The sequence below is a fragment of the Streptomyces sp. NPDC088350 genome, from assembly GCF_044753545.1.
Lineage (GTDB): Bacteria > Actinomycetota > Actinomycetes > Streptomycetales > Streptomycetaceae > Streptomyces.
The window spans coordinates 157,379-175,547 of record NZ_JBIVNL010000004.1; the positions used below are offsets into that span (position 1 = coordinate 157,379).

Below are 18,169 nucleotides of genomic sequence, written 5' to 3' on the forward strand. Positions count from 1 at the left end.
GGACGAAGCGGAACGGACGAGGGAGTTGGGCCATGAGCGTGAGCGTCGGCGGAGTACCGGTGGGCGGGGAGGCGTTGAGCCCGGTGAGAGCGGGGCCGGTGCGCAGGACGCGGCGGGACGCGTTGCGCGGGGTGTTCGGTGCCGCGCTCGCCGTGGCCCTCGTGCCCGTGGTCGCGGCCTCGCGGCCCACGCGCTCCGGTGCGGATCCCGGGGACACCGCCTTCGACGAGACGTACCGGGGCCGTCGTATCCGCGGTGTGCTGAAGGGCGGTTGGGAGGTCACGGTGGACGGCCGGCCGCTGCATCTGATGCGGCGCGCCGACGGCACCTGGCTGAGCATGGTCGACCACTACCGCTCGTATCCCACCGCGCTGGAGGCGACCCGCGCGGCCGTCGACGAGCTGAGTCCGGGCCGGGAGCTGCGCGAGGCGGACGGTCCGATGCGGCAGATGCACATGGGGGGAGACCATGGCGTACACGCGTAAGGACGTCAGCACGCTCACCGCCGCCGAGAAGCGGCGGTTCGTGGCGGCGCTGTTGGAGATCAAACGGCGGGGCGAGTACGACGAGTTCGTGCGCACGCACATCGAGTTCTTCGTGCCCGACGGGGAGTACGGACTGCGCTCGGCGCACATGGCGCCCTCCTTCCTGCCCTGGCACCGGCAGTTCCTGCTGGACCTGGAGCGGGCGCTGCGCCGCGTCGACTCCTCGGTGACGGTGCCCTACTGGGACTGGACGCGGGACCGCTCCGCGACCGCCCTGCCCTGGACGAAGGACCTGCTGGGCGGCACCGGGCGGCGCTCCGACCACCAGGTGACGACCGGGCCGTTCGCCTACGCGGCGGGCAACTGGACGATCAAGGAGGGGATCACCGACGAGCCGTACCTCACCCGGGACCTCGGCCACGCCGCCGCGCCGATCGCGCTGCCGACGAAGAGCGACCTGGACGGGGCGCTCGCCGACCCCGTCTACGACACGGAGCCCTGGGACTCGACCTCCCGCACGGGGTTCCGCAACCGGCTCGAAGGGTGGGGCACCGGGTCGGGCAGCGCGTCCTGGCGCAACCACAACCGGGTCCACAAGTGGGTCGGCGGTGTGATGCTCGGCGGCGCCTCCGTCAACGACCCCGTCTTCTGGCTGCACCACGCCTTCATCGACCTCCAGTGGTCGCGCTGGCAGAGCAGGCACCGCGGCGCCCGCTATCTGCCGGCGAGGCCGCCGGGACCGGGCGACGAGCAGGAGGGGCGGGTCGTGGCACGGCAGGAGCGGATGCCGCCGTGGGACGTGACGCCGGAGCAGCTGGAGGACGTCGGCGGTATCTACCGGTACGCGTGACGCGATGGTCCGCCGCGGCTGACCGGCCGCGGACACGGGGAGAGCCCCGGCGCCTGAGGTGCCGGGGCTCTTCGCGTACGTCCGTCCGCGCGTGCGGTCGGATCAGTGGCCGTAGCCGTTGTCGCCGTAGCCGCCCGGGCCGGGGTGACCGCTCTTGCCGTGGTCGCTGACGTTGGCGCAGGTGTTGCCGAAGGCCGGGTTCAGCAGGCCGATCACGCTGATGGTGTTGCCGCAGACGTTGACCGGGATGTGGACCGGGACCTGCACGACGTTGCCCGACAGGACGCCGGGCGAACCGACGGCCGCACCCTGCGCGCCCGCGTCCGCCATGGCCAGGCCGGCGCCGCCGAGCGCCACAGCACCCGTGCCGAGGGCGACTACGGCCGCCTTCGCGATGCGAGACATCACGTTCTCCTTTGATTCGGTGACTGCGACGGCAGGACTCGCCACCGCACTCCGAGTTCAACGCGGCGGTCCATGCCTGGTAACGGCGACGGCGCGGGGATCACCTTTTTGAACAGGACTTCGAGCGCCGGGAGTGGCTGTTCGACGGCCGGAAATTCGGTGCCTTCGGCGGTGGGTGTCCACTAATCTCCCGGCATGGCAACCGACCAACTGCTCCGTCTGTTCGCCGAGCAGAACCGAGTACGCGCCTTCGCCGCGGTGGCCCTGGGCGCGGAGACCACCGAGCAGGTCGCCGAGGTGGCCGGCCTGACCCCGAAGGGGACGGCCGTCGCGCTGCTCAAGCTGCGCGAACAGGGCGTGGTGAAGACCATGGACGACGGCGAACTGCGCGTCGACTACGACCTGTTCAAGAACCTCGCGAGGCAAGGCGAGGAGCCCGCCGACGAGGGCCCGCTCACCGGCGACGAACACACCGACATGATCCTGCGGACCTTCGTCCGCGGCGGCCGGCTGATCCGCCTCCCCGCCCAGTGGTCCCGCAAGCAGGTGGTGCTCCAGCACATCGCCGAGCAGACCTTCACCCCGGGCGTCGAGTACCCCGAGCGGATCGTCAACGAGAAGCTGCGCGCGTGGTGCGAGGACGGCGAGGTCGACCATGTGACGCTCCGCCGCTATCTGGTGGATCTCCATCATCTGCGGCGGGGCGACGGCATCTACCGCCGCGCCAAGGCGTGACCTACGGCAGCTGCCGTACCGGCGAACCCGCGAGGTAGGCCCGGATGTTCTCGACGGCCTGGCCGTAGTACGTCGTGTAGTTGGCCCGCGACACATAGCCGAGGTGGGGTGTCGCGAGGAGGCGCGGTGCCGTGCGGACCGGGTGGTCGGCGGGGAGGGGTTCGACGTCGAAGACGTCGATTCCGGCGCCGGCGATACGGCCCGCGTGCAGGGCGGTGAGCAGGGCGTCCTGGTCGACGATCGCCGCGCGGGAGGTGTTGACCAGGTACGCGGTCGGTTTGAGGAGGGCGAGTTCGGCGGGGCCGAGGAGACCCCGGGTGCGGTCGCCGAGGGCCAGGTGCACCGAGACGAAGTCGCTGCTCGCGAGCAACTCCTCCTTGGACACGGCGAGTTGTACGCCCACCTCGTCCGCACGCTCCTTGGTGAGGTGCTCGCTCCACGCCGTGACCCGCATACCGAAGGCCAGGCCTACGTGGGCGACCCGGCTGCCGATCTTCCCGAGGCCGAGCAGTCCGAGGGTACGGCCGTGCAGGTCGGCGCCGACCGTCTGCTGCCAAGGGCCGCCGTCGCGCAGGGAGTTGCTCTCCTCGACGATCCCGCGGGCCAGGCCGAGCAGCAGGGCCCAGGTCAGTTCGACGGGCGGGGTCGAGGAGCTGGCCGTACCGCACACGGTGACGCCGTGCGCCTCGGCGGCGGCGTAGTCGATGACCGAGTTGCGCATGCCGGAGGCGACGATCAGCTTCAGGCGGGGGAGCCGGGCGATCAGCGAAGCGGGGAAGGGGACGCGTTCGCGCAGGGTGACGACGATGTCGGCGGTGGCGAGGGCGGCGGCCAACTCGTCCTCGCCGCCCAGGTGTTCGCGCAGGCTCACGACCTCCACGGTGTCCTCGACGAGCGACCAGTCGGCGAGTTCGGTCGCGACGTTCTGATAGTCGTCGAGGACAACACAGCGCAGGCGCACGGCGGTTGGGTTCCTTCTGTCGGGTCCCGGGTACCGGTTCCCCGGTGATCGACCGGAACGCTACTCCTCGGTGATCGGGAGCGCCGCGCGGGTGGGCTTGCCCAGGGCCCAGAAGAGGACGCCGAGGAGCATGAACCCGATGAGCGGTACGGCCTCCGTCAGCAGGTACTTCCCGCGCTCGGCGTGGGTCCAGCCGTCCGGCCTGAAGTCGCTGCCGAACCAGTGGTCGCCGGCCCCGGGGGCGACCAGCTGCACGCTGGCGAACAGGATGAGCGCGGTGAGGACGACGCTGATGAGGACGGGGAACGGCGCCTTGTAGGGGCGGGGGACGTCCGGGGCCTTGTGGCGGAGTACCGCGAGGGCCGGGAAGATGCCCAGGTAGCTGACGAGGGTGGTGGAGACGGCGAGGCCGAGGACGGCACCGAAGAGCTTGGCCGCGCTGCCGTTCGTCAGCTGGTGGGCCAGGACCAGGACGACGGTGGAGACCAGGCCGCTGAGCAGGTTGACCCGTACCGGTGTGCCGAACCGGCTGGAGATGACGCCGAGGAAGCGGGGCGCGGCGCCGTCGTAGCCGGAGACGGCGAGGGCGCGGTCGGAACCCATCACCCAGGTGACGCCGGAGGACAGCACCGTGAGGATGAACATGATCGCGGCGAGGTCCCCGAGCACGGTGCCGGCGCCGCTGAGCGTGGCGGTGCCGTCGGACGAGACCTGGCCGCCGTACACGGTGAAGACCTGGCGCATCGCGTCGAGGAAGCCGCCGAGGCCGGTGATGGCCTTGACCGGCAGGACGAGCAGGATGCCGAGGATCGGCAGGGCGTAGAGGACTACGGCGAGGGCGGCGCTGCGGAAGATGGCGTAGGGCACGTCCTTCTGGGCGTCGGTCATCTCGTCGCCGGCCGTGTTGGGCAGCTCGAAGCCGACGAAGTTGAACATCAGGAGGGGTACCAGGACGACGAAGCCCGCGTAGGTGGGCGAGAAGTCGCTGAGGCCGAATCCGTGCATGCCGTGCTTGATGGCGTAGACGACGACCGTGAGGGTGAACAGGCCGAGGAGGACGAAACGGCTCCAGGCGCCGATGGTGGGGATCCACTTGCCGACGTCGAAGGAGAGGATCGCGGCGAGCACGCCCACCCAGATGAACACGAGGGCGAAGACGTAGAAGGCCGGGGTGCTCAGGTCCTTGCCGTCGTTGAAGAAGGTGGTGAAGGCCGTGACGGCGGAGACGGCGAGGGTGCCGCCGAGCCACACCGGGTTGGTGATCCAGTACAGGAAGTTGTTGACGGCGCCCGCGAGGCGGCCGAAGGCCCGGCTGGTCCAGATGTAGGGGCCGCCCTCCTCCGGGAACGCGGCGCCGAGTTCGGCGGTCAGCAGCGCGGAGGGGATGAAGAACACCGCGGCCAGCACGATGAGCCAGGTGAACGCCTCGGCGCCCTTCTTGGAGATGCTGCCGATCGTGTCCACGCCGACGATGGTGCAGAGGAGGAAGAAGAGGATGTCGAAACGGCCGAAGTGCTTGCGCAGCTTCTGCCGCTCCGTCTGGGCTGCGGCCGGCCCACCGGCCGGCTCGGAGATTGTCTGACCAGCGGCCACGGAGGGCTCCTGCGGGGGTGCGGAGGGGCGGGATCCGGCCAATGATCAGGCGTCCTTGTGATGTCCCACAAGCATTCGGGTGCGATTCTTGACCATTACGTATCCACCCGGATGTAACGGAAACCGTGCCGAAACGTGGTGGCCGCTTTGCTGCGTCGCTTTGGTGTCGACGCTGGTCTCCCAGTCGGGGCCGCACGCCTTCGCCGAGGAATACGGTGAGTTGGGCCGCAGCGGGTGCGCCTCGGGCCAGGAGCCCTCGTCGGTGGAGATGTGCACGAAGGTCTTGATGCCCGCGTGGTGAGCGTCGATCGGGGTGTGGGTGCCGACCGGCTCGGATTCGCAGATGTCGCCCTGCGCGAAGGCGAAGGCGGGGTGCTCGCGCACCTCGTCGAGGTTGGCCGGGTTACCCGCGTACGTCAGCTTGTCGCGCGGGAGTGACCTGGACGTCGCGGCCGATGAGGGACACCTCGACCCGCCGTACGCCGGCGATGGAGGAGTCGCGCAGGACGACGGAGTACTCGACCTCGCCGGCAACCCGCAGAAGGTCACCGACACCACGGCCACCGGCGCCGGGGGCAACGACTACGTCTACCCCGGCTACTCCGCCGACCGGTCGACGTACACCCCCGGCCAGATGACGTCGCGGACAGTGAAGGGGGGACGAGCACCACGCCGATCTGGAACGAGTCGGGGCAGCTCGTCCAGACCACGGGCGCCTCGGCCACGTTCTACGCCTACGACGCGGACGGCAACATGCTGCTCCGGGCACGCGCCGACCGCCCTCGACTCGGAGGGCCCGCGTCCGCGTCCGCGACGCCTCTGCGGCGTTCTGGGAGATGCCGGCTGCTGCTGCGGACCTACCGCCACCTGGAGACCGCTTCCCTGGGCGCGGAGACCGTGCGCGAGAAGACACACCTGCGCACAGCACGTCAGCGGAACCGTGCGCTGGAGACTGACCGCCGGTGGCGCGGAGAACGCTCCCTGCCGCGCGGTACGGCAGGACGTCGCCGCCTACCCCTTCGGTACGCGGATGTCGACGCTGCTCAGCGTCTGCGGCCGGTCCGTGAACACTCTCAGCCGGACCCGCAGACGCTTCCGGTCCGGGAGGGCGTAGCGTCCGCCGGCCGGCACGAGCTCGTAGCGCGCCGACTGGTGCGGACCCAGCACGGCAGGGCCGCTCCGCACGGTCCAGTACGAGGAGGCGCTCTCGCCGGTGCTGGAAGCGAAGTGCGGAGCCAGCGCGGTGTCACCGGAGTTGGTCGCCCGCACGGTGAGCCCGTGGATCCCGCCGCTGTCGCCCCGTACCCCGCTGACCGTCAGCCGGACCGGTGGCCCGCTCGCGGCGGCGACGGCCACGCACACGGCGGCCGGCGCCAGCACCGCCGCCGCCACCGCCGCGCTGACGACCCGTCGCCGGCCGAACGGCAGCCGGGGTTGCCAGGCCGAGGCGAAGTCGGAGCTGGTGGCGGTGGCGGCGGCAGCGACCCACAACGGGGTCATCAGCAGGTAGTAGCCGTCCTGTGAACGCGTGGCCAGGTAGAACGCGCACCACGGCAGCACGGTGGCGGCCGGGCCCAGCCGCCGAACGAAGAGGGCGAACAGGGTGAGCAGTCCGGCGGCGAGCAGCACGCTGGCGTAGGAGTAGAAGTCCAGTCGGCTGCTGCCGTCGGAGAAGTAGTACGACAGGCCCATGATGCCCTGGCCGTGCAGGACCCCGTGTTGCGTGAACGGCAGGGCCAGGCCGGTGATCCAGGCACGGGGGCTCTGCGCGATGAAGTAGGCGTTGGCGGCCAGGGCCACGACCGCGGAGATCGCGGTGAACCGTGCGACCACGCCGAGCGCCGCCCGCGCCGGGAGTTCGCCGCGCCGTACCGCGTAGATGCCGACGAGCAGGAACGGCGTGAGGAACCAGGGCAGTTGGTGGGTCGCGCAGGCGGCTCCGAGGAGTCCGGCGCGCACGAGGTCCGAGCGGCGAAGCCGTCCCCCGGCGCCGATCGAGGGCCAGCGGATCACCACCGGGATGAGCAGCACGAGTGCCGGGATCGCCGGGTAGCCCATGGCCGCGTAGCCCTTGAGCATGGGGAAGCCCAGGCAGACCGCCGTCGCGGCCGACCGCCACGGTGTCGGCAGCAGCCACCACAGCACCGCCGCGCCGACGATCAGCAGGAGGGTCGGGACGAGCGTGGCCGCCTTCGCGCCGATCAGCGCGTACACGGGGGCGTTGAGCAGTACGGCCAGGGGCGGATACGCGAAGGAGTAGTCCGCGCCGCCCGACATCGTCTTCGTCACGCCGATGTGGCTGCGTTCGAAGATCCATGGCCATTCGTGCCCGTACACGGCGTGGCCGTGCACCAACTCGTGCGTGGCCTGGGTCATCAGGACCGTCTCGTCGTTCATCCCGCTGCCGAGGGCGTACGAGCACAGCGCCAGCACGATGCCCAGGAGCAGCACCCCCGCGTCGACCAGTACGAGAGCGCGACGCCTGCGCACGGTGAGGGCCAGGACGCCCAGGATGAGGATCCCGGCGTACCCGAGCATGATCACCGCGCCGACCTTGGGCCGGTTGGCGATCGCCGTCGACCACTCGCCGCGCGTGCCGATGAACAGACTGACGACGGCGAGCAGGGTGATCGCGCGGTGCAGCGGCGCGGGGCCGGCCGCCTGCGGCGGACTCGGGTGGATCAGTGGGGCATGGGTGGCGACACCGCCGACCGTATTGCTCATGTAGGGCACACCTCAAGCAGGCCGATCGTGATCAGCGGAGACTGCTCTTGTAGGAGAAGCCGACCATCCTATCCGTGCCGGTGGCGGAGCTTTCCGAGGCGAAACCGGGCGGAACCCGGCCAGTTGCGGCGAACCGGCGGTGAGGACCGTGCCGTTGGCGAACTCGAAGGGGCCGGCTTGGCGCCCCAGCCGTTGGCGGCGCCGCTCGAATCGGTTTCCGACACGGCGTCCGTCTCCGGTGTACCGGTGGGATCCACCGGGGAGCTGCCGAGAACCCGGACCAGGCCGGCCGTGTGGATGTGCTTGTTGGCGTTGTCGAAGGAGAAGCGCTGCGGGACGCGTCGCGTAGGTCAGAGACTCAATGGCGCCCCCGGCGGGACTCGAACCTGCGGCCAAGCGCTTAGAAGACAAGGAAGGCAGCCGGACGTAGGGGTGGGCAGTCGGGGTTGGTCGGTGGCGGCCGGATGGCTCACTCGAGGTTCATGGTGCCGGTGTGTCTTCGGGAGCGGCGTGTCCTCGCGCGGGGTTCGAGAGGGGAGTGGGGGAAGTAGCGCACGTGTGAGCCCTGCCGTGAGTGCGGGTCGGAGGGGTATCCGTGCCTGCGGGGCCCGGAACGGCGTTGTTGGCGCCTTGATGCGTATGGGCCTCTGGCGGGGGCGCCGGGGAGAGATGATCACGATGGAGATCTCCTACGACGTGCGGGTGTGGCAGATCGAGACCCGGCAGGGCCTGCGGCGGGATTCCTACAGGGGGCGCTGGTCGGTAGCCGGTCGCAGGCGAGGCAGGACGTTCCAGACGTACGCGCTTGCGGACGGGTTCCGCGCGGAGCTGTTGACCGCGACACACCGGGGCGACCCGTTCGATGTATTGACCGGACTGCCCGCAACCCATGGGCCCCGGGCGTCCATGGTCGGCTGGTACGACTTCGCCCTGCAGTTCGTGGACTGCCAGTGGCCTCGCGTATCGGCGAATCATCGCAGGAACACGGCCCGCACGCTCATGATAGTTACCACGGCACTGCTGACCTGGGACCCGCCGGGAGTAGGCCAGCGCAGAGTCCGAATTGCCTTGCAGCAGTGGGCCTTCAACACCGGCCGTCGCGACAGCGCGCCGGATGACGTGGTGGCGGTCCTGGGCTGGGTGCGCCGGCACACGCCGACGATGGAGGTCTGGAACGATCCTGCTGCGGTCGAGGACGTGCTGCTCGTGCTGGGCACCCTATTGGACGGCACCCCGGCTGCGGCTTCCTCGGTGCAGCGGCACCGACGGGTACTCAATCTGGTCATGCGGTATGCGGTCCGTCGTCGTGTCCTACTGGAGAACCCGCTGCCCAGAGGGCGGGGCGGCCAAAGAAAGAGGAGTATCGCAGTCGACCGCCGTTGCCTGCTCAATCCGCGACAGGCGGCGGGACTGCTGGACCGGGTGCGCCGTCGGCCGCGTGGTGGCGCCCGGCTGAATACGTTCTTCACCACGCTCTATTACGCGGGGATGCGACCGGAGGAGGCCGTCGCTCCGAAGGTGCGCGATCTCGTTCTGCCGCAGGCGGAGGAAGATGACCAGTGGGGCGAGGTGACTGTCCACGGCGCGGAGCCCGAGGTGGGGCGGCAGTGGACGCAGACCGGAACCGCCCACGAGCAGCGTGGGCTCAAAGGACGGGATGAGCGGGAGACGCGGTGCGTGCCGTGCCACCCAGCCCTCGCCCATGTGTTGGGAGACTATGTGGCTGCCCGGGCGCTGCGCCCTGAAGACCGTCTGTTCGCGGGGGAGCGGGGCGGCGTCCTCGCAGGTTCCGTCTACCGACGTGCGTGGCGGCAGGCTCGGCAAGAGGTTCTGCCGCCGCACGTGTGCGCGTCGCCGACCGGGAAGCGCATCTACGACCTGCGGCACACCTGTCTGACGACGTGGCTGAACAGTGGGGTACCGCCGGCGCAGGTTGCCGAGTGGGCAGGCACGAGCGTAGCCATGCTCTTCGTGGTGTACGCGCACTGCATCAGCGGTCAGACCAAGGAGCTTCAGCGCCGTATCGAGGCGGTGTGGGACATCGCGTCCCCTGACGCGGCGGCGTGACGATGGGGCCTTCATTCATCGGAGGTGCGTGAGGTGGTGGGCTCAGGACCGAGGGCGGTAGGGATCTGCGTACGGCTCCATGGACTGGCGGACCTCATCCCGGACCGGGTCCATGAGGGGCCCGGGGGCGTAGTAGCGGGCGCGGGCCTTGCCGTGGGGGACGAGCCAGCCGCGGGCGACGAGCTCTCGGATGTCGCGGATGGCCTGTTGGTCGCTCAGGTCCGCGTCCTGCTGGTAGACCGTGCGGCGGACCTTCGCGTCCGAGAAGGCGGGCAGCAGGGCGTAGACGACGCGCTCGTCCAGGCCCGTTGCTTCGACGGCTTCGACCAGACGGGTCCAGGCGCGGGACATCACGTCGAAGCGCCGCTGGGCCTGCTGCGCCTGGCGGTGGTGGGCGGTCAGGCAGAACCGGATCCAGGGGCGGGTGTCCCGTTCGGGGCTCCAGCGCGGGCCGCCCACTTCCTCCAGAATCTGGTAGTAGGCGTAGGTGTTCTGCCCCCGTCCGAGCCACTCCTCGATCGAGGAGAACTCGGGCGGCATCAGGGCTTCGCGGGAGAACACCAAGGTGGACAGGGCACGGGACATGCGTCCGTTGCCGTCCTTCCATGGGTGGATCTTGACGAGGTTGAGGTGGGCCATGGAGGCGCGGACGTGGACAGGGGCGTCGAGGTCGCCCTCGTTGAGCCAGCCGATGAACTCCGACATCAGAGCGGGAACGTCTGCCTGGTCCGGAGCGGTGTAGGCCGGGACCAGAGGGTCGTCGGGGCTGGTGACGTAGACGGGCCCGTCGCGCCAGCGGCCGGGGCGCTTGTCGAGGTGGTGGCCCTGGAGCATGAAGTGAAGGCCGTTGAGCAGGCCGGCGTCGTACCGGAAATCGTCACCGGCATCGGCGAGGGCCTGGATGTAGGTCACGCCGCGCTGGTAGCCCTCCAGCTCGGCACGCGTCTTCTCCCCGGTCTCCAGGGGTTCCTCGCCGGACATGAGGGCTTCTACGTCGTCCACGGTCGCGGCGTATCCCTCGATGGTGTTCGATCCGGCGATCGCGCGGGCGGTGAGGTTGCGGCGTAGCTGGCGGGTCCAGCGAGGGGTGGCGCGGAGCATGTGGCGCAGCGCGCGGCGCATGGCCTCGATCTCGTCGAGGACACGCAGATCGTCGGAGTCCAGGGTGGGAGTCACGTACAGCATGACTCAATGACACGATAATTGTGTCATTGGGTCAAGTCCCCGGGGGGGCGCGCGAGGATGGGCAGGGTGAGCGACCGCTAATCGGGTGTTGCGGCAGCAGCATGGTCAGGGTGGGTGAGCTGATCGGCTGGAGGCCGTCACGAAGTGGTTCGGCACGCGGGGCGTGGGTCTTCATAGATGGCATGACAAGGGGGCGGGGGCACCGTGGACGTATTCAGAGCGCATGAACAGCTCATCGAGGATTACGACGAGTTCACACGTTCGCTGGTCTGGGTGCGCGACCCCGCCATCCGTGCTCATCTCAAAGAGGAGCGCGACTGCAAGACTCGCTGGCCCGACCCCTGGATCTCGCTCAATCCGATGTTCCGCAAAGGCGGCACGGTGGCGGAACTCACCGAGCCGCGTGACGGCGAGCCTCCGGTACTGGCTCCGCTGTGCGCCCAGTACTTCCGGGACAAGCGAGCGGCGGAGGACGTGGACGGCCCGCTACTGGGTCCGGGAAGAACTTATCGACGCTCGTCTGGCGGCAGAGCACCCGTCGTTGCCGGAGACGGAGTGGCCGTACGACTGGCTGATGGGCTGGCGTGATGTGTGCCGGGCGGCGGATGAGCGGACGGTGATTGCTTCGGTGGGGCCGAGGACGGCGGTGGGTCATACGGCCCCGCTGCTCCTGCCTGTTGACCGTACGCTGCCGCTGGAAGGACTGCTGGCCAACCTGTGTGCGTTCGTTCTCGACTTCGCCGCCCGCCAGAAGATCCCGGGGGCTCACCTGACGTATGCCTATCTGGAACAGCTCCCCGTCCTCGGCCCGCACAAGTACGCCGCCCCCACCCCATGGCTCGCAGGTGAACCTCTCGCCGCCTGGATCCGCCCCCGAGTCCTCGAACTCACCTACACCTCCCACGAACTGGCCCCCTTCGCCCGCCATCTCGGCGACGAGGAACCCCCGTTCGTCTGGGACGACGAGCGCCGCTTCCTGATGCGGGCGGAGCTGGACGCCGCGTACTTCCACCTGTACGGGCTGTCCGAGGCGGAGGTCGCGCTCGTGCCGGACAGTTTCCGGGCGTTCCGCAACAAGAAGGCGGAGCTGTTCGCGCGGACCAGGGAGGAGATCCTGACGGTCTACCGTGCGATGGCGAAGGCGGCCGAGTCGGGCGGGCGGTACGCGCACCCGGAGCTGACCCCGGCGCCGGGCCTGGGGCAGCGTCACGAGCCGGGCAGGAGCCCGCTGACCAGGCTGCCCGTCAAGGCGGACGAGGAGGCTGCGGGTGAGCAGCCGCCGCAGTCCGAGGCACCGGAGCCGGGGTCGCCGGAAGGGGAGGACCCGGACGGGCAGTTGGGCTTCTGGGACTGAGAGCTGAGGCGGTGCCGTGATCCGATGGCGGTCACAGCTCGCCGGCGATGATCCCGTCCTGGAAGGCGGACCACTCCGAGGCGGTGAAGCGCAGGGGGGTGTGGCCGGGGTTCTTGGAGTCCCGGACGGCCCTTGCGCCGTTGGGGAGTTGGGCGACCTCGACGCAGTTGCCCTCTCCGCCGCTGGCTGACGCCTTGTGCCATACGGCCGTGGTCAGATCGACGGCGTACAGATCCGACTTGGAGTAGTCGCTCACTTGCGTTGGTTCTCCTCGATGCGAGAGATCAGTGCCAGTGAATCATCGGTCGGCAGCGCCGCCGCGACGATGCGTTCGAAGGCGTCGGCGAAGGTTCGAACGTCGCCGACGCCCTCAACGTAGGACGAGCCGATGAGATTCTCCAGTAGTACTACGTCCGGCATCGGCGGAGGAAAGGCGACCAGGCTGAAGCCGCCGACGTTGCCGGGGTGCGGAGTGGCGTCGAGCGGCATCACCTGAAGTGTCACGTGCGGCATCTCGGCGACGTCCAGCAGGCGTCGTAGCTGCTCGCGCATGGTGGTGGGCCGGAGCACGAAGCGCTGGTGCAGTGCCGCCTCGTGGATCACGGCCCAGAGCTTCAGTGGGCCGTCGGGCCGGGTGAGGACGGCTTGCCGGGCTTGGCGTACCTCAGCCAGCGCCGCGACCTCTTCCGGCGTGCGGGTGATGGCGTTGGCCGCGATGCTCTCGCGAGCGTAGGCGGCGGTCTGCAAGAGCCCGGGGATGAGTAGCGGCGCGAACTCGCGAATGCCGTCGGCGTCCGACTCAAGCGAGATGTAGTCGGCGTAGGAGGGGGAGACGATGCCGCTGTAGGTCTGCCACCAGCCTTGTTTGCGCGCGCCCTTGGCCAGAGCCTCCAACGCTTCCACGACGTCGGCGTCCACTACTCCGTACGCCTTGAGCAGGGGCGCCACTTCGGCAGGGCGAACGTAGCCGTTCGCGGTCTCGATCCGCGAGAGCTTGGGGCCGATCCAGCCCATCGCCTGCGCGGCGACATCAAGGCTGAGGCCGGCGGCGTTGCGGTACTGCCGCAGGGCTTGGCCCAGGCGTCGGCGGCGAACAGTGGGAATCGGGCGCGCATTTGGCATGGCGGCAGCATGACACCGTTCGGAGGCGACATCGACGGGAGTGAAGAGGCGATCATGCAATTCGGGTGACAAGGTTGCGAATTACTTCGTTGGTCCGTCGCGCTGAAGTCAAGTCGAAGCACTCAGAGTGCAAACGGCCGACTGGACATGCCTGCGTGCGCAAGGAGGCGTCATGCACCCCACCCCAACCCACCACCCCACCACCCCGCCACCCCCGGTTTCTACCTCCGCCCCCGCCCCCAGGGCTTCGCCGCCCACATCTGCGCCTCGTCCTCGAACCTGCGCGCCGTAAGGGAGTTGACCCGCACCGAACTCCTCACGCAGGGCCTCGCCCCCGGCGTCGTCGACTCCGCGCAGCTCGTCCTGTCCGAGCTGGTCGGCAACTCCGTACGGGCCTGCGGGGACCACGTCCCGCTCGTCGCGGAGGTGTACGTGACGTCGTACGGCATCGCGCTGAACGTCCACGACCCGGACCCCGGCGTGCTGCCGAGGCGGCGTGCGATCCCGCTCGACAGCGCGGAGGCGGAGGGCGGGCGGGGGCTCGGGCTCGTCGACCTGCTCGCGCCGGGGTGGCATGTGCGGTGCGCGGCGATCGGGAAGCAGGTGCGGTGCCGGGTGCCCGCCGAGGAGCCGTGAGCGGAACCGGCCGACCCGCGACGGTGATGTCCGGAAGCGCACCGTTCCTCCGGGGCGGCAATGACACCGGACGTGTGTTGTCAGTGGCGGCGGTTAAGTTGGAGGCGCTGGAGTCGAGCTGTTCGGGGAGCCGCGTGGGTGGCCGGTCGTGGCCCACGGGGAGGGGGATGTCATGAGTGCCGTCATGGAGTTGAGCGCGCGGTCGGTGTACGCCGCCATGCAGGTCCTGCACCGGCTGCCGGCCGGGCACGGGCTGACCTTCGCCGAGGTGTGGGAACGGGTGCAGGAGATCGATTCCACTCTGAAGGCGGAGTGGGACGAGGAGTTCCCGGACCTCGCCACCAACGCCCGGACGAAGTTGCGGTACGACAGCATCAACCTCGTGAAGGCGGGCTGGCTCCGTAAGACGGGCCGGAAGTGGTGGCTGACCGGGCCGGGGCGCCAGGCGTTCACCGCGTACGAGGGTGACAAGGACGCGCTTCTGGCGCGCGCCTTCGAGCGGTACGGGTACTGGAGCACCGAGCGCGCGGCCTTCAACCAGGCGGCGGAGTTGCTGGAAATGCTGCCCGACTCCAGTCAGTGGGTCGCGACCGCCGACCTCGCGGCAGCCATCGGGCTGGAAGAGGAACCGCTGCGGGCCTGGATCCAGGCCGGCCGGACACACGGCTGGCATCTCGCTCTGGGGCAGGACGGAGAGGTGCCCGAGCAACTTGAGCTGACGGAGGGCGAATACGACGAGTGGCGCATCCTGCTGGAGGAGAGCCGTGTCTACGACCTCGCGGCCTCCGGCGGGCGGGCCGTGCGAGCGAAACTCAATCGCCAGTTGCCGACCGATCAGCTGGCCGAGCTGGTGGCCGAGCAGGGCACCGCACCAGCGAAGACCGAACCGCCCCGTCGCGCCTGGCTGATCCGCGGCATGGATCTCGCTGGGGCGCCTCTGATTCGCTCCCTCTGGAGGGACAAGGGCGTCTGCACCCTCTCCGCGGACCGTATCCCCACCCTCGGGCAGGTGACGGATCCGGAGGAGATCCGCGAGATCGTCGACACCTACTACTTCGATCTGAGCCAGGCCCGTCGGAGCGAGACCGCCACTTCCTTCCAGGCGTTCCTCTCGCGGATGCGGCCGAACGACATCGTCATCACGACCGACGGCGACCGCATCTACCTCGGCGAGGTCGGGGAGGGCGAGGTGACGCAGACGGCCACCGGCGACGGGACGGTACTGCAGCGTCCCGTGGAATGGGCCAACCTCAAGGACAAGAAGCCGCTCACCCTCGACGACCTGCCCCGCCACCTCACCGGCCCCCTGGGCAATCCGAACGCAGGCCTGCTGGAGATCTCGGAGTTCACCGCGGACCTGGAGGTCCTCCTCGACGAGGACCCCAGCCGGACCCCGAGCGGCGCGGTCGCCGACGCCGAACTCCCGGACGCCACACAGGAGCTGGCGGACAAGCTGACCATGCCGGATACCGAGTGGCTCCAGGAGTGCGTGGAACTGCTGCGTGACCGGCCCCAGTTGATCCTCCACGGCCCGCCCGGCACCGGCAAGACGTACACCGCCCTTGCGCTGGCCCGCCATCTCACCGGCGGACGTGAAGCCAACATCCGGTTGGTGCAGTTCCACCCGGCCTATTCCTACGAGGACTTCTTCGAGGGCTTCCGGCCGCGTGCCGTTCCCCTCGCGGCGAAGGAAGGCAAGGAGGACAAGAAGGGGGCGGCCGGTTCGCGCACCGGGCACGACCGTTCCCCTGGCGGGTCGACTGACGGCCGGGGCCTGTCCGACGCCGGTTCGGGCATCGTGTTCGACCTGGTACCGGGGCCGCTGAAGACGCTCGCCGAGAACGCCGAGGACAGCAGGGGCGAGACGTTCGTCTTGGTCATCGACGAGATCAATCGTGGACACCTCGCCAAGGTCTTCGGTGAGCTGTACTTCCTGCTCGAATACCGCAAGGAGTTCGTGCACCTGCTCTACGGCTCGGACGAGGGTCACCGCTTCCGGCTGCCTCCCAACCTCGTCATCATCGGCACGATGAACACCACCGACCGCTCCATCGCCCTCATGGACGCGGCCATGCGTCGGCGCTTCTCCTTCATGGAGCTCCACCCGGCCCGGGAGCCGGTCAGCCTCTTCCTGGCGGAGTGGCTGAGGCGGAAGCAGCTCCCGCCCGACGCCGCCGTTCTGCTCGACGCCCTCAACGCCCGTATCGAGCGGGTCCGGCTGGACGACCGGGACTTCCGGATCGGCCCCTCCTACTTCATGCGGCCCGCCATGTACTCCACCCCGAAGGGGCTGGAGCGGGTCTGGAAGCACCAGATCCTCCCGCTTCTCACAGAGCTCCACTGGGGCGACGATGACGTGGACGTGAAGGCCGAGTACGGCCTGGACGCACTCCGGGAAGCGACGGGGCTGACCACGGAGACAGGTGACACGGACACGGACCGCGCAGTGCGGGCCGCGACGCTGAACGGCGTCCCGGCAGCGCCGGGAGCGGCGGAGTGACCGCTGTGGGAGACGACGCGCGAGCCGCCCTCGTGGTCGCGGAGACGGCGGAGGTCGTCCGACCGGGCGCCCCGCCGCCCACGACGCCTCCGCCCGCTTCCGGGACCCCGTCCGTACCGGACCCACGCCGTCCTCGGGGTGCGTCGCGTCGCGCATCCCCGGTGCCGTCGGCGAGCCCCTCGACGCCGACCCGTCCCATGGGTACCGGGCGCCCAACAGGCAGACGCGCACTCCAGTCCGTCGACGTCAGGGAGGGCGCGGGCTGGCACGCCTGGCCGCTGACCGACGCCCAGGTGGACACCCTGAGCACGACGGAAGCCCGGAAACTCGTCCACATCCGTCCCGCTCGGGACCGCCGGGGCGGCGCACGCTGGGAGGTCCAGGCCAGACGAACCGTCGGAGCCGTCAGACTCGGCCAGGGCGACGGCATCGTCGTCCTGCGCATCGCCCCGAAGATCACTGTCGGCCGGCTGCTGTACCTGCTGGCCCATGCCCAGGACAGACGACTGCGCTGGCAGCCCGACCCCGTCGACGCCTCTGTCCGCAGGGACCTGTTCCCCGCGATCGCGACACTCTTCACCCGCGCCGCCGAACGGGCCCTGCACGCCGGTCCGCTCTCCGGCTACAGCGGCCGGGAGGACACCGCGATGATGCTGCGCGGCCGGCTCCGTGCCGCCGCCCAGCTCCGTCGTCGCCCCGGCCTCGCCCTGCCACTGGAGATCGCCTACGACGAACACACCCCCGACATACCCGAGAACCAGCTCCTGCTCGGCGCCGCCCGTCGGCTTGCCCGCCGGGCGGACGTTCCGCCCGTCCTGCGTGCCAAGTTGCGCCGACTCGACACCCGGCTCGAAGGCGTCACCGCGCCACCACCCGGCGCCCCCGTGGCCGCCTGGACACCGAACCGGCTCAACGCCCACTACGTTCCCGCGCTGCGGCTCGCGGAGATCGTTCTGCGAGGGGCCTCGTTCGAATACGAGGACGGTCGGCCCGTCAGCGTGGATGGGCTGCTGTTCAACATGGAGAAGGTCTTCGAGGACTTCCTCGCGAACACCCTCGGCGTGGCCCTCGAACGGTACATCGGTGGACGCAGCCAGCCTCATCCGCGCACCCACCACCTCGACGACGCGAACGAACACATCCTGCTGCCCGACCTGGTACACCGGCTCCCCGGGGCGGACGGCGGCCTCCACCCCGCGATCGTCGTGGACGCGAAGTACCAGGAGGGAGTCAAGCGCGAGAACCTCTACCAGATGCTGGCGTACTGCACCTGCTTCGGACTGGCCGAGGGGCACCTCGTGTCGGCGGCGGGCGACACCGACGGCCCGCCCGTACGTGTCCCCGTCCCCGGGGGCGCTGTCACGCTCCACCGGCACGTCCTGGACCTGAGGCTGCCGTACACCGAACTCGCCGCCGGAGTCGACGAACTGGCCCGGACGATCGCCGCGGCCCGGACGACCACCCCGCGGCCCCGGGCGAGGGCGGTGACATGACCGGCGTACGCGCGCGTAGGGGTCGTAATCAGGACAGCTCGCCGGTGGCCACCCACGGG

General features: G+C 69.8%; 16 protein-coding genes and 1 pseudogene. 9 read left to right on the forward strand and 8 right to left on the reverse strand.

Annotation, left to right across the window (positions count from 1 at the left end; genetic code table 11):
- Positions 1-32: 32 nt before the first annotated feature.
- Entirely contained in the window at positions 33-485 is a 453-nt protein-coding gene (locus ACIQBL_RS14585; RefSeq protein WP_401941059.1) for a tyrosinase family oxidase copper chaperone, read from the forward strand.
- Positions 469-1,335 (forward strand): tyrosinase family protein, encoded by an 867-nt coding sequence (locus ACIQBL_RS14590; RefSeq protein WP_401941062.1) that lies wholly within the window; start codon positions 469-471, stop codon positions 1,333-1,335. The genes ACIQBL_RS14585 and ACIQBL_RS14590 overlap by 17 nt, the downstream gene beginning before the upstream one ends.
- Before the next feature lie 102 nt (positions 1,336-1,437).
- Here the strand turns inward: ACIQBL_RS14590 and ACIQBL_RS14595 are convergent, their stop codons facing one another.
- On the reverse strand, positions 1,438-1,740 hold the full coding sequence (locus ACIQBL_RS14595; RefSeq protein WP_401941065.1) for a chaplin: 303 nt from the start codon (positions 1,738-1,740) through the stop codon (positions 1,438-1,440).
- Positions 1,741-1,935: 195 nt separating this feature from the next.
- Here ACIQBL_RS14595 and ACIQBL_RS14600 point away from each other — a divergent pair, with 195 nt between their 5' ends.
- The gene (locus tag ACIQBL_RS14600; RefSeq protein WP_401941068.1) at positions 1,936-2,475 is read left to right on the forward strand and encodes a DUF2087 domain-containing protein; all 540 of its coding nucleotides are present in this window, start codon (positions 1,936-1,938) and stop codon (positions 2,473-2,475) included.
- Position 2,476: 1 nt separating this feature from the next.
- Here ACIQBL_RS14600 and ACIQBL_RS14605 read toward each other — a convergent pair whose 3' ends face one another.
- The 4 genes and pseudogenes from ACIQBL_RS14605 to ACIQBL_RS14620 all read right to left on the reverse strand — a co-directional run bounded on the left by ACIQBL_RS14605 (position 2,477) and on the right by ACIQBL_RS14620 (position 7,753).
- Positions 2,477-3,436, reverse strand: coding sequence for a D-2-hydroxyacid dehydrogenase family protein (locus tag ACIQBL_RS14605; protein WP_401941071.1), 960 nt, complete (start codon positions 3,434-3,436; stop codon positions 2,477-2,479).
- A 60-nt stretch (positions 3,437-3,496) separates the two neighbouring features.
- Positions 3,497-5,029, reverse strand: coding sequence for an APC family permease (locus ACIQBL_RS14610; RefSeq protein WP_401941073.1), 1,533 nt, complete (start codon positions 5,027-5,029; stop codon positions 3,497-3,499).
- A gap of 117 nt (positions 5,030-5,146) precedes the next feature.
- A pseudogene (locus tag ACIQBL_RS14615) lies at positions 5,147-5,455 on the reverse strand (dTDP-glucose 4,6-dehydratase); the annotation flags it as partial.
- A 585-nt stretch (positions 5,456-6,040) separates the two neighbouring features.
- The gene (locus ACIQBL_RS14620; RefSeq protein ID WP_401941076.1) at positions 6,041-7,753 is read right to left on the reverse strand and encodes a hypothetical protein; all 1,713 of its coding nucleotides are present in this window, start codon (positions 7,751-7,753) and stop codon (positions 6,041-6,043) included.
- Between the two features lie 669 nt (positions 7,754-8,422).
- On the opposite strand from ACIQBL_RS14620, the gene ACIQBL_RS14625 reads away from it, so the two are divergent.
- A complete protein-coding gene (locus tag ACIQBL_RS14625) occupies positions 8,423-9,820 on the forward strand; it encodes a tyrosine-type recombinase/integrase (protein WP_401941078.1) in 1,398 nt (465 codons plus the stop codon).
- Positions 9,821-9,862: 42 nt separating this feature from the next.
- Here the strand turns inward: ACIQBL_RS14625 and ACIQBL_RS14630 are convergent, their stop codons facing one another.
- The gene (locus ACIQBL_RS14630; RefSeq protein WP_401941080.1) at positions 9,863-11,005 is read right to left on the reverse strand and encodes a Fic family protein; all 1,143 of its coding nucleotides are present in this window, start codon (positions 11,003-11,005) and stop codon (positions 9,863-9,865) included.
- 204 nt (positions 11,006-11,209) lie between these two features.
- Between ACIQBL_RS14630 and ACIQBL_RS14635 the strand changes: the two genes are divergently transcribed.
- Both ACIQBL_RS14635 and ACIQBL_RS14640 read left to right on the forward strand, forming a co-directional pair.
- The gene (locus ACIQBL_RS14635; protein ID WP_401941083.1) at positions 11,210-11,593 is read left to right on the forward strand and encodes a hypothetical protein; all 384 of its coding nucleotides are present in this window, start codon (positions 11,210-11,212) and stop codon (positions 11,591-11,593) included.
- A gap of 58 nt (positions 11,594-11,651) precedes the next feature.
- Positions 11,652-12,359 (forward strand): hypothetical protein, encoded by a 708-nt coding sequence (locus ACIQBL_RS14640; protein WP_401941084.1) that lies wholly within the window; start codon positions 11,652-11,654, stop codon positions 12,357-12,359.
- Positions 12,360-12,390: 31 nt separating this feature from the next.
- Here ACIQBL_RS14640 and ACIQBL_RS14645 read toward each other — a convergent pair whose 3' ends face one another.
- Positions 12,391-12,615, reverse strand: coding sequence for a DUF397 domain-containing protein (locus ACIQBL_RS14645; protein ID WP_401941086.1), 225 nt, complete (start codon positions 12,613-12,615; stop codon positions 12,391-12,393).
- The gene (locus tag ACIQBL_RS14650; protein ID WP_401941089.1) at positions 12,612-13,481 is read right to left on the reverse strand and encodes a helix-turn-helix domain-containing protein; all 870 of its coding nucleotides are present in this window, start codon (positions 13,479-13,481) and stop codon (positions 12,612-12,614) included. Before ACIQBL_RS14650 ends, ACIQBL_RS14645 begins: the two co-directional genes overlap by 4 nt.
- Before the next feature lie 147 nt (positions 13,482-13,628).
- Here ACIQBL_RS14650 and ACIQBL_RS14655 point away from each other — a divergent pair, with 147 nt between their 5' ends.
- The 3 genes from ACIQBL_RS14655 to ACIQBL_RS14665 all read left to right on the forward strand — a co-directional run bounded on the left by ACIQBL_RS14655 (position 13,629) and on the right by ACIQBL_RS14665 (position 18,110).
- Complete coding sequence (locus ACIQBL_RS14655; RefSeq protein ID WP_401941092.1) at positions 13,629-14,117, forward strand: ATP-binding protein; 489 nt, start codon at positions 13,629-13,631, stop codon at positions 14,115-14,117.
- A 172-nt stretch (positions 14,118-14,289) separates the two neighbouring features.
- A complete protein-coding gene (locus tag ACIQBL_RS14660; protein ID WP_401941094.1) occupies positions 14,290-16,617 on the forward strand; it encodes an McrB family protein in 2,328 nt (775 codons plus the stop codon).
- 197 nt (positions 16,618-16,814) lie between these two features.
- Complete coding sequence (locus tag ACIQBL_RS14665; RefSeq protein ID WP_401941097.1) at positions 16,815-18,110, forward strand: McrC family protein; 1,296 nt, start codon at positions 16,815-16,817, stop codon at positions 18,108-18,110.
- The last annotated feature ends 59 nt before the right edge of the window (positions 18,111-18,169 follow it).

Coding starts and splice junctions, on each gene's coding strand:
- ACIQBL_RS14585 (WP_401941059.1), top strand. CDS start 33: ATGAGCGTGAGCGTCGGCGGAGTACCGGTGGGCGGGGAGGCGTTGAGC.
- ACIQBL_RS14590 (WP_401941062.1), top strand. CDS start 469: ATGGCGTACACGCGTAAGGACGTCAGCACGCTCACCGCCGCCGAGAAG.
- ACIQBL_RS14595 (WP_401941065.1), bottom strand. CDS start 1,740: ATGTCTCGCATCGCGAAGGCGGCCGTAGTCGCCCTCGGCACGGGTGCT.
- ACIQBL_RS14600 (WP_401941068.1), top strand. CDS start 1,936: ATGGCAACCGACCAACTGCTCCGTCTGTTCGCCGAGCAGAACCGAGTA.
- ACIQBL_RS14620 (WP_401941076.1), bottom strand. CDS start 7,753: ATGAGCAATACGGTCGGCGGTGTCGCCACCCATGCCCCACTGATCCAC.
- ACIQBL_RS14625 (WP_401941078.1), top strand. CDS start 8,423: ATGATCACGATGGAGATCTCCTACGACGTGCGGGTGTGGCAGATCGAG.
- ACIQBL_RS14630 (WP_401941080.1), bottom strand. CDS start 11,005: ATGCTGTACGTGACTCCCACCCTGGACTCCGACGATCTGCGTGTCCTC.
- ACIQBL_RS14650 (WP_401941089.1), bottom strand. CDS start 13,481: ATGCCAAATGCGCGCCCGATTCCCACTGTTCGCCGCCGACGCCTGGGC.
- ACIQBL_RS14655 (WP_401941092.1), top strand. CDS start 13,629: ATGCCTGCGTGCGCAAGGAGGCGTCATGCACCCCACCCCAACCCACCA.
- ACIQBL_RS14660 (WP_401941094.1), top strand. CDS start 14,290: ATGAGTGCCGTCATGGAGTTGAGCGCGCGGTCGGTGTACGCCGCCATG.
- ACIQBL_RS14665 (WP_401941097.1), top strand. CDS start 16,815: ATGGGTACCGGGCGCCCAACAGGCAGACGCGCACTCCAGTCCGTCGAC.